At 68.3% G+C, this 10322-nt stretch carries 8 protein-coding genes; 7 read left to right on the plus strand and 1 reads right to left on the minus strand.

Going from position 1 to position 10322, the window contains the following annotated elements; all coding sequences use genetic code 11:
* Window positions 1-8 precede the first annotated feature (8 nt).
* The 7 genes from trpB (at window position 9) to MKCMC460_RS13765 (ending at window position 9832) form a co-directional block, all read left to right on the plus strand.
* Window positions 9-1262 carry a tryptophan synthase subunit beta gene (trpB, locus tag MKCMC460_RS13735; protein WP_236975362.1) on the plus strand — a complete coding sequence of 418 codons (1254 nt, stop codon included), beginning with the start codon at window positions 9-11 and terminating at the stop codon, window positions 1260-1262.
* Complete coding sequence (gene trpA / locus MKCMC460_RS13740; protein ID WP_236975360.1) at window positions 1259-2071, plus strand: tryptophan synthase subunit alpha; 813 nt, start codon at window positions 1259-1261, stop codon at window positions 2069-2071. The genes trpB and trpA overlap by 4 nt, the downstream gene beginning before the upstream one ends.
* Window positions 2068-4020 carry a prolipoprotein diacylglyceryl transferase gene (lgt, locus tag MKCMC460_RS13745; RefSeq protein WP_238305873.1) on the plus strand — a complete coding sequence of 651 codons (1953 nt, stop codon included), beginning with the start codon at window positions 2068-2070 and terminating at the stop codon, window positions 4018-4020. The genes trpA and lgt overlap by 4 nt, the downstream gene beginning before the upstream one ends.
* A gap of 276 nt (window positions 4021-4296) precedes the next feature.
* Window positions 4297-4650 carry a DUF2752 domain-containing protein gene (locus tag MKCMC460_RS13750; protein ID WP_236984176.1) on the plus strand — a complete coding sequence of 118 codons (354 nt, stop codon included), beginning with the start codon at window positions 4297-4299 and terminating at the stop codon, window positions 4648-4650.
* 106 nt (window positions 4651-4756) lie between these two features.
* Complete coding sequence (gene pyk / locus MKCMC460_RS13755; protein ID WP_236975358.1) at window positions 4757-6175, plus strand: pyruvate kinase; 1419 nt, start codon at window positions 4757-4759, stop codon at window positions 6173-6175.
* The gene (locus tag MKCMC460_RS13760; protein ID WP_238305874.1) at window positions 6176-7051 is read left to right on the plus strand and encodes an acyl-CoA thioesterase II; all 876 of its coding nucleotides are present in this window, start codon (window positions 6176-6178) and stop codon (window positions 7049-7051) included.
* A 3-nt stretch (window positions 7052-7054) separates the two neighbouring features.
* Complete coding sequence (locus tag MKCMC460_RS13765; RefSeq protein ID WP_236975353.1) at window positions 7055-9832, plus strand: TIR domain-containing protein; 2778 nt, start codon at window positions 7055-7057, stop codon at window positions 9830-9832.
* On the opposite strand, the gene MKCMC460_RS13770 is transcribed toward MKCMC460_RS13765, so the two are convergent.
* Entirely contained in the window at window positions 9829-10314 is a 486-nt protein-coding gene (locus MKCMC460_RS13770; protein ID WP_236975351.1) for a hypothetical protein, read from the minus strand. The two genes, MKCMC460_RS13765 and MKCMC460_RS13770, sit on opposite strands and share 4 nt — an antisense overlap.
* Between the last annotated feature and the right edge of the window lie 8 nt (window positions 10315-10322).

The raw sequence follows: 10322 nt of genomic DNA on the forward strand, positions 1-10322 counted from the left end.
TACTTGTGATGGCAGATCTTTCCAACCCGGACCTTCCGCGCACCAGCGCCGCCGTCGTCGAGCGCACCCACCACGACCCTGACCAGGGTGGGCATTTCGGCAGCTACGGTGGCCGCTATGTTCCCGAGGCGCTGATGGCGGTGATCGAGGAGGTCACCGTCGCCTACGAAAAGGAGCGCGTCGACCAGGATTTCCTGGATACCTTGGACAGGTTGCAAGCCAACTACGCAGGTCGGCCGTCGCCGCTGTACGAGACGACTCGACTGGGCGGGTACGCCGGGTCGGCGCGGATCTTCCTCAAGCGAGAAGACTTGAACCACACCGGTTCTCACAAGATCAACAATGTGCTGGGCCAGGCGCTGCTGGCCCGCCGGATGGGTAAGACCCGGGTGATCGCCGAGACCGGTGCGGGCCAGCACGGGGTGGCCACCGCCACCGCGTGCGCGCTGTTTGGCCTGGAGTGCGTCATCTATATGGGTGCGGTCGACACCGCGCGCCAGGCGCTCAACGTGGCGCGGATGCGCTTGCTCGGCGCCGAGGTGGTATCCGTCCAGACCGGGTCGAGGACCCTCAAAGACGCCATCAACGAGGCCTTCCGGGATTGGGTCACCAACGCCGACAACACTTATTACTGCTTCGGCACCGCCGCCGGCCCGCACCCGTTCCCGACCATGGTGCGCGATTTCCAGCGCATCATCGGGTTGGAGGCGCGGGCACAGATCCAACAGCAGATCGGCCGGTTGCCCGACGCGGTGGTGGCCTGCGTCGGCGGTGGGTCCAACGCGATCGGCATCTTCCACGCTTTTCTGGACGACCCCGGCGTGAAGTTGGTGGGTTACGAAGCCGCCGGCGACGGCGTCGAGACCGGGCGGCACGCCGCGACGTTCGCCGGCGGCTCACCCGGGGCGTTTCAGGGTTCCTACTCGTATCTGTTGCAGGACGAAGACGGCCAGACCATCGAATCGCACTCGATCTCAGCGGGTTTGGACTACCCCGGGGTGGGACCCGAGCACGCGTGGCTCAAAGACATCGGACGCGTCCAGTACGAACCGATCACCGACACCGAGGCGATGGACGCGTTCGGCCTGCTGAGCCGCTCCGAAGGCATCATCCCGGCCATCGAGTCCGCGCACGCGGTGGCCGGCGCCCTGAAGCTGGGTGCCGAATTGGGCAGGGGGGCCGTCATTGTGGTGAATTTGTCCGGCCGCGGCGATAAGGACGTGGAGACGGCCGCGAAATGGTTCGGCTTGCTGGACAAGTGATGACGGTGCAGCAGAGCGGGGCCAGCAGGCTGAAGCCGGTGTTCGACACGTGCCACGGCGAGGGGCGGGCGGCGCTGATCGGTTATCTGCCGACTGGCTATCCGGACGTGTCGTCCTCGGTGCAGGCGATGATCGCTTTGGTCGAATCCGGTTGCGACATCATCGAAGTCGGCGTGCCCTATTCGGATCCGGGGATGGACGGCCCGACAATCCAACGGGCCACCGAGCAGGCGCTCAGCGGGGGAGTCCGGGTTCGGGACACGCTGGCCGCCGTCGAGGCGATCAGTGCTGCCGGTGGGCACGCCGTGGTGATGACCTACTGGAATCCGGTGCTGCGCTACGGGGTTGACGCGTTCGCAAGGGATCTTGCCGCGGCCGGGGGGCAGGGGCTGATCACTCCCGACCTGATTCCCGACGAGGCGCAGGCCTGGTTCGCGGCCTCCGACCAGCACGGCTTGGATCGCATCTTTCTGGTGGCTCCGTCGTCGACGGCCGAGCGACTGGCGGCCACCGTCGAGGCGTCGCGCGGATTCGTCTACGCGGCGTCGACGATGGGGGTGACCGGGGCGCGTGATGTGGTGTCACAGGCCGCGCCCGAACTGGTGGGGAGGGTGAAGGCGGTGTCGGACATACCCGTTGGGGTCGGCTTGGGGGTGCGCTCTGCTCAGCAGGCTGCGCAGATCGGCAGCTATGCCGACGGTGTGATCGTGGGGTCCGCGCTGGTGTCGGCGTTGGGTGAGGGGTTGCCGCGGCTGCGCGCGCTGACCGGGGAACTCGCAGCCGGTGTGCGCCAGAGGGTGTCGGCATGACTCTGGCTGCCTCGCAGGTGTGGCTCGCATCGTTTCCGAGTCCGCCGCGCGGGGTCTGGCACTTGGGGCCGTTGCCGATTCGCGCGTACGCGTTTTTCATCATCACCGGGATCCTGATCGCGTTGGTGATCGGCGACCGGCGGTGGGTGGCTCGCGGCGGTGAGCGCGGTTTGGTCTACGACATCGCGCTGTGGATGGTGCCGTTCGGTCTGGTCGGTGGCCGCTTGTATCACCTGGCCACGGACTGGCGGACGTATTGGGGTCCCGGCGGCGCCGGAACCAGTGCGGCGCTGCGTATTTGGGATGGCGGGCTGGGCATCTGGGGTGCGGTTGCCCTCGGCGTGGTCGGCGCCTGGATCGGTTGTCGGCGCAACGGTGTTCCGCTGCCGGCGTTCCTCGACGCGGCGGCTCCCGGGGTGGTGCTGGCGCAGGCGATCGGCCGGCTCGGCAACTACTTCAACCAGGAGTTGTACGGGCGCGAGACCACCATGCCGTGGGGTCTGGAGATCTTCTACCGTCGTGACCCGTCGGGCATTCTGAGCGAGCATTCCCTCGACGGCGTGTCGACGGGCCAGGTGTTCGCCATCGTGCAGCCGACGTTCCTTTACGAATTGCTGTGGAATCTGCTGGTATTCGCTGTTCTGCTTTACCTGGACCGTCGGTTCGTGTTCGACCACGGACGGCTGTTCGCGGCCTACGTGGCGCTGTACTGCGTGGGACGGTTCGGTGTCGAGTTGCTGCGCGACGACACGGCCACTCACATCGCCGGCATCCGGATCAATACGTTCACATCGACTTTCGTGTTCCTCGGCGCCGTGGTGTACATGATTCTGGCGCCGAAGGACCGCACGGATCCGGACACGCTGCGCAGCCGCTTCGCCGACGAGGAGTCGGAAGAGGAGTCGGAAGAGGCTGAGGAGCTTGCGGCCGTCGCGGCGGGTTCGGCGGTTGCTGCCGGTGCTGGGGGTGGCGGTGACGCGGAACCGGTTGCCGCGGATGCGCAGGCCGTCGAGGAGCCCACCGACGAGGCCGAGGCCGGTACGCCCGTGGTGCTGGAGAAGGCGGCGGCTGCAGCGGCCGCGTCGGAGTCGGAGCAGGCGGACGTCGAGGCGGTCGAGCCGGTAACCGAGGCGGTCGCGGAGCCAGAGGTCGCCGAGGGGGAGGCAGAGGCAGAGGCAGAAGCGGAGCCAGAGGTAGAGGCAGAGGCAGAGCCTGAGGCTGCGGCGGCGGTAGCCGAGCCTGAGTTGGCAGAGGCCGAATCCGCGAATGAGGTTGAGACTGCCGACGGTTCTGCCGAGGGCGACACCGAGGCGGGCGAGGCTGAGTTCGCGACGGCGGATGCCGACGTCGAGGAGGGCGAGGCCGAACCGGAGACGACCGTCGAGCCCGCAGTAGCCGAGGCGGCGCCGGAGGCCGAGTCAGAGGACGAGTCAGAGGTCGCGCCAGAGCCAGAACCAGAGGGCGAGGCTGAGGCTGAGGCTGAGCGAGAGTCAGAGGCCGACGCAGAGGCCGAGGCTGAGCCAGAGGCCCACGCAGAGGCGGAGGCTGACCTCCCGCCCGCGTCGGCAACACAGGCAGAAGCAGCCGATGCAGCCGATGCCGCCGAGCCGGAGGTCACCGGGGCTGCCGACGCGGTGGCCGAAATAGCCGATACCGAACAGTCCGAGAGCGAGTCGGCTGACGAAGCGGTCGATGCAGCAGCCGAAGACGCTGAAACCCAAGAGCCGCAAGCCGAATCGCTGACGGAGGAAACCCAGACCGCACTTCCCCAGACCGCACTTCCCGAGGCCGAGCCCGCGGAGGCGAACACCGAAGCAGCGGAAGCCGCGCCGGAGAACCTCGAGGTGCCGGCCGACGACGCCCAGACCAGTCCACCGCCAGCGGAAACGCACGGTAACTCCGACGGAGAAGACCGCAAGCGATGGAGGTTCCGTCGGCGGCGCGGCTGAACCCGGGCCTGGAGTCGTTTCTCTTTTTCGGAAAGTGATATCGCCGGCGCTATCGCATTTGTAAATCGATCGGCGTTCTCCCGATGGCGGCCCGGTCCGTCGGCTGAATATGCGCCCGCCGAGAGCAATCGCAATCGACGGTCCCGCGCGTCGTCTCCGATCTGGCATCCTGAACCGGTGATCGACCAGCCGTGGCCCCCGACTGAGACGCGGCCGGCACAGACCGGCGACCAGCCCAGCCGGACCCGGAATCGCCTCGCCGCCGCCGGATCGGCGATGCTGCTGACCGGCGCCCTCGCCTACATCGGGTTCGCCGACCCGCACAACCCGGACTCGCTCTACCCGCAATGCCCCTTCAAATGGCTCACCGGCTGGAACTGCCCGGCCTGCGGGGGTCTGCGAATGACCCACGACCTGCTGCACGGGCACTTCGCGGCAAGCGTTCACGACAACGTTTTCCTGTTGATCACCCTCCCGTTGCTGGCGGCGTGGATCCTGCTACGGCGCTACCGCGCGAAGTCGTGGCTGCCGGTTGCCACTCTGGTCACCGTCTTAGTCTTGTCCGCCGCGTGGACGGTGGTGCGCAACATGCCCGGCTTCCCTTGGGTCCCAACGGTTCTCAGCGACTGACCGGCGAGAACCGGGTGACCAGAGCCGGCCCGCGACGCGACGGCGTTACGCGCGTCGCACCCACGAGACACACCTAGGACATCGAGCGCGACTATGCTTTGGCGTCGTGACTAGACGCGGAAAGATCGTCTGCACTCTCGGGCCCGCCACGCAGCAGGTTGATCTGCTCAAGGCGTTGGTCGAAGCGGGAATGGACGTCGCCCGCATGAACTTCAGCCACGGCGACTACAGCGACCACGAGGCCTCCTACGAGCGGGTCCGGAAAGCCTCGGACGCCACCGGTAGGGCGGTCGGCATTCTCTGTGACCTGCAAGGCCCGAAGATCCGGTTGGGTCGCTTCGCCTCCGGTCCCACCTATTGGGCCGACGGCGAAACGGTCCGCATCACCGTCGCGGACTGCGAAGGCACCCACGACCGGGTCTCCACCACCTACAAGAGGCTGGCCAAGGACGCCGTAGCCGGCGACCGGGTGCTCGTCGACGACGGCAAGGTCGGCCTGATCGTCGAGCGCGTCGAGGACGACGATGTGGTCTGCAGAGTCGTCGAAGGCGGCCCGGTCAGCAACAACAAGGGGATCTCGCTGCCCGGCATGAACGTGTCGGCGCCCCCGCTGTCGAAAAAAGACATCGACGATCTCACCTTCGCCTTGAAGCTCGGCGTCGACCTGGTGGCCCTGTCCTTCGTGCGCTCACCCTCCGACGTCGAGCTGGTCCACGAGGTGATGGACAAGGTCGGCCGCCGGGTGCCGGTGATCGCCAAGCTGGAGAAACCCGAAGCCATCGACAACCTCGAGGCCATCGTGCTGGCCTTCGACGCCGTCATGGTGGCGCGCGGCGACCTGGGCGTCGAGTTGCCGCTGGAAGAAGTGCCCCTGGTACAGAAGCGGGCCATCCAGATGGCGCGGGAAAACGCCAAGCCGGTGATCGTGGCGACCCAGATGCTGGACTCGATGATCGAGAATTCGCGCCCCACCCGGGCCGAAGCCTCCGACGTCGCCAACGCCGTGCTCGACGGCGCCGACGCGCTGATGCTGTCCGGTGAGACCTCGGTGGGTAAGTACCCGTTGCAGGCGGTCCAGACGATGTCGCGGATCGTGTGCGCGGTCGAGCAGAACTCGACCGCCGCGCCGCCGCTGACCCACGTACCGCGCACCAAGCGCGGCGTCATCTCCTACGCCGCCCGCGACATCGGCGAGCGCCTGGACGCCAAAGCGCTGGTGGCGTTCACGCAATCCGGTGACACCGTGCGGCGACTGGCCCGCCTGCACACCCCGCTGCCGCTACTGGCCTTCACTGACTTGCCCGAGGTGCGCAGCCAGCTGGCGATGACCTGGGGAACGGAGACGTTCATCGTCCCGCACATGAAGTCGACCGACGGCATGATCCGCGAGGTCGACAAGTCGCTGCTGGAACTGGGCCGCTACAAGCGCGGTGACCTGGTCGTCATCGTCGCCGGCGCGCCGCCGGGAACAGTGGGCTCGACCAACTTGATCCACGTGCACCGCATCGGCGAGGACGACGTCTAGTTGCCTGACGGGTTGTCCGACTTCGACGAACTGCTGGCGGTTCTGGACCTCGATCGCGTCACCGACGACCGGTTCGTCGGATCCCACCCCAGCAAGAACCCGATGCGGACCTTCGGTGGACTGCTGGTGGCGCAGTCCTTCGTGGCGAGCACCCGCACCCTGGCCCGCGACCTGCCGCCCGGCGCGGTGTCCGTGCATTTCGTCAACGGCGGCGACACCGCCAAGGACATCGAATTCCAGGTGGTCCGGTTGCGCGACGAGCGGCGCTTCGCCAACCGGCGCGTCGATGCGGTTCAGGACGGCGTGCTGCTGTCCACCGCGATGATCTCCTACATGTCCGGTGGCCGCGGACTCGAGCACAGCGTCGAACCCCCACAGGTCCCCGACCCGGAGGGGTTGCCGACGATCGGCGAGCTGCTGCGGGGCTATGAGGAGACCGTCCCGCATTTCGTCAACGCGCTGCAACCGGTCGAGTGGCGCTACACCAACGACCCTGCCTGGGTGATGCGCGACAAGGGGGACCGGCTGGGTCACAACCGGGTCTGGATCAAGGCCAAGGGCAGGCTGCCCGACGACCCGACGCTGCACACGGCCACCATGCTGTACTCATCGGACACCACCGTGCTGGACTCGGTGATCACCACCCACGGACTGTCCTGGGGCTACGACCGGATCTTCGCGGCGTCGGCCAACCACACGGTGTGGTTTCACCGGCAGGTCGACTACAACGACTGGGTGCTGTACTCGACGTCGTCGCCGGTGGCCGCCGATTCCCGCGGACTGGGCACCGGGCATTTCTTCGACCGTTCCGGTCAGGTCGTCGCCACGGTTGCCCAAGAGGGCGTATTGAAATACTTTCCCACCGCGAAAAGGTAAGCGGTGCAACGGGATTACGATGCTTTTCTGTCGTATACGCGTCGCGATCGCCAAGCCGCCGCCGGTATCCAGCAGGGTCTGCACCGGATCGGGCGGCGGGTGGGCCAGCTGCGTGCGCTGCGGGTGTTCCGCGACGACACCGACCTGACCGTCAGCCCCGATCTGTGGGGCAAGATCACCGAGGCGCTCGACCGGTCCCATTACCTGGTTGCGGTGCTGTCGCCGGGGGCGGCCGAATCGTATTGGGTCAACCGCGAAATCAGCTACTGGCTCGACCACTCACCGACCGGCGCCGGCCGCGAGCGGTTGCTGCTGGTGCTCGCCGGCGGACGGCTGCAGTGGGACTCGGTGCACCAGCGATTCGATCCCGAGTCGTCGGACGCGGCGCCGCCGGTACTTGCCGAGCCGGGAGCGCTGCCGGCGGAGCCGTTCTTCGTCGACGTCAGCGGTGATGCGCCGTGGGATGCGCAAGCACCCGCGCTGCGGGAGAAGATCACCGCGCTGGCCGCCCCGATCCATGGTCTGCCCAAAGACCAGTTGGCCAGCGACGATCTGCGGGAGCGCCGCCGCTCACGCCGGCTGCGCGCGGCTGCCGTCGCCGCGCTGGTGGTGCTGACGGTGGTGGCGGTGGTAGCGGCGCTGTTCGCGGTAGTGCAGCAACGCGAGGCCGTCCATCAACGGCAGCAAGCGCTGCGCCAGCGCGATCAGGCAGTCGCGGTGAAGTTGGCGTCGCAGGGCGCGGCGATGCTCGCCGGCATTCAGCCGGGTGGCGACGTGCGCGCCATCCAGCAGATCTTGGCGGCCCCGGCGATCGCGCCGGGCACCGATGTAGGGACTTTGCTGAACACGCTGGCGGTGCGGCGCAGCACCGTCAAGATGTTCCCGTTGGCCGAGGCATCGTTGGGGGTCACGGCATTGAGTCCGGACGGGCGACGCATCGTCTCGGCCAGCGACAAGGCGTTGCGGTTGTGGGACGCCGAAACCGGCGCGCCGATCGGTGGCCCGCTGGTCGGCCACACCGAGCCGGTGTCCAGCGTGGCGTTCAGCCCGGACGGAACCCGCATCGTCTCCGGCGGGCGCGACGACGTGGTGCGGCTATGGGATGCCGCAACCGGGGTCCCGATCGGTGCCCCGTTCACCGGGCACACGGATGCGGTGTCGGCGGTGGTGTTCAGCCCGGACGGGGCGCGCATCGTGTCCGGCAGCTGGGACAAGACGCTGCGGATCTGGGATATCGCCACCGCCTCCCCGATCGGGGCGCCGATGACCGGACACACCGGTCAGGTGACCGATGTGGATTTCAGTTCCGACGGTGGACGCGTCGTCTCGGCGAGCACCGACAACACGGTGCGGTTGTGGGATGCGCGGACCGGAACGCCGGTCGGCGGGCCGTTGACCGGGCACACCGACGACGTGTCCAGCGTGGCGTTCAGTCCCGACGGACTACGCGTGGTCTCCGGTAGCTGGGACAACACCTTGCGGCTGTGGGACGCCCGCACCGGTGCACCGATCGGGGCGCCGCTGACCGGCCACACCGACCAGGTGACCAGCGTGGCGTACAGCCCGGACGGGCAGCGGATCGTCTCCGGCAGCGCCGACAAGACGCTGCGGCTGTGGGACGCGACCACCGGCGCGCCGGTCGGTGTACCGCTGGTTGGGCACACCGGCCAGGTGGCCAGTGTCGCGTTCGGGCCGGGTGGGCGACGCATCGTCTCCGGCGGCGCCGACGACATGCTGCGGGTATGGGACCCCGACGCGGCCCTGAGCAGGGTGCTCACCGGGCACACCGCGCCGGTCCAAAGTGTGGCGTTCAGCCCCGACGGGCACCGCATCGTCTCCGGCGGTGGCGACAACACGGTGCGGCTGTGGGACGCCGTGACCGGCGCCGCGATCGGCGCCCCGCTGACCGGGCACACCAACCAGGTCAACAGCGTGGCGTTCAGCCCCGACGGGCGCCGCATCGTCTCCGGTGCCAGCGACAACACGGTGCGGTTGTGGGACGCCCTGACCGGTGCCCCGATCGGCGGCCCGCTGCAGGGGCACACCAGCGGGGTGACCAGCGTCGCGTTCAGTCCGGACGGGCAGCGGATCGTTTCCGGCAGCGCCGACATGACACTGCGACTGTGGAACGCCGCCACCGGCGCGCCCATCAGCGCGCCACTGACCGGGCACACCGGTTTCGTCGAGTGCGTCGCGTTCAGTCCGGACGGCCGCCGCATCGCCTCGGGAAGCTGGGACACCACGCTGCGGCTGTGGGACGCGACCACCGGCGCGCCGGTCGGCGCGCCCTTGACCGGGCACACCCGGGCGGTTCGCGACCTCGCCTACAGCCCCGACGGGCAGCGCATCGTCAGCGCCAGCTGGGACACCACGCTGCGCCTCTGGGACGCGACCACCGGTGCGCCCGTGGGCGAACCGCTGACCGGGCACTCCGCGGTGGTGCGCTCCGTCGCGTACAGCCACGACGGCGCGTACATCGTGTCCGGCAGCGCCGACAACACGCTGCGGTTCTGGGCTGCCGGCACCGGTGAGCCGCTCGGTGTCCCGCTCACCGGGCACGACGAGGTGCTCACCGGCGTAGCGTTCAGTCCCGATGGTCACCGCGTGGTCTCGAGCAGCCAGGACCGGACGCTGCGGTTGTGGCCTGCTCCGACGGCGTGGCCAGAGCTGTTGTGCGACAAGATCACCGCCAACATGAGCCGGCAACAATGGCGCGACTGGGTGTCACCCGACATCGGTTACCGCACGGTGTGCCCGGGGCTGCCGATCTCGCCCGGTTAGCTTCTGGCGGCGCCCGATTCCTCGAGCAGGGACACCGCGGAGGCCCGGGTGATCTTCCAGTCGCCCTGCTTGATGAACGTCAGCTTCTGGGTCACCGGGGTCAGTTTCGGGCCCGAGATCGTGACATCCGCCGAAGCCTGGTCGGGGCCGGCCGGCTGGATATTGGCCACGGCGGCCGTCAGCGGCAGTTCGCCGTGTGCGACGGCCTGTTTCATCCGGGCATCGGCGAGGTGCGCCTCGACCGGACTGATACCGCCCTCGACCAGGTGGCTCTTGTCGACGAACGATACGTTCGGGTCCTGTAGCGCGTTGAGCAACGCCAGCAGGTCGGCGGCCGCGGGCAAGGCTGGGCTGGGATCGAGGGGCAGCGGCGAAGCGAAGTCGAGGAACTGTGTCCGGGTGGCCACCGTGTCGGTGGGCACGAGGTAGAGCGCTCCGGCGAGAGCGGCCATCGTCGCCGCGGTGGCCAGGAGTTTCGTCATCGTCCGCT

The organism is Mycobacterium sp. 20KCMC460, from assembly GCF_022179425.1.
GTDB classification, from domain to species: domain Bacteria; phylum Actinomycetota; class Actinomycetes; order Mycobacteriales; family Mycobacteriaceae; genus Mycobacterium; species Mycobacterium kiyosense.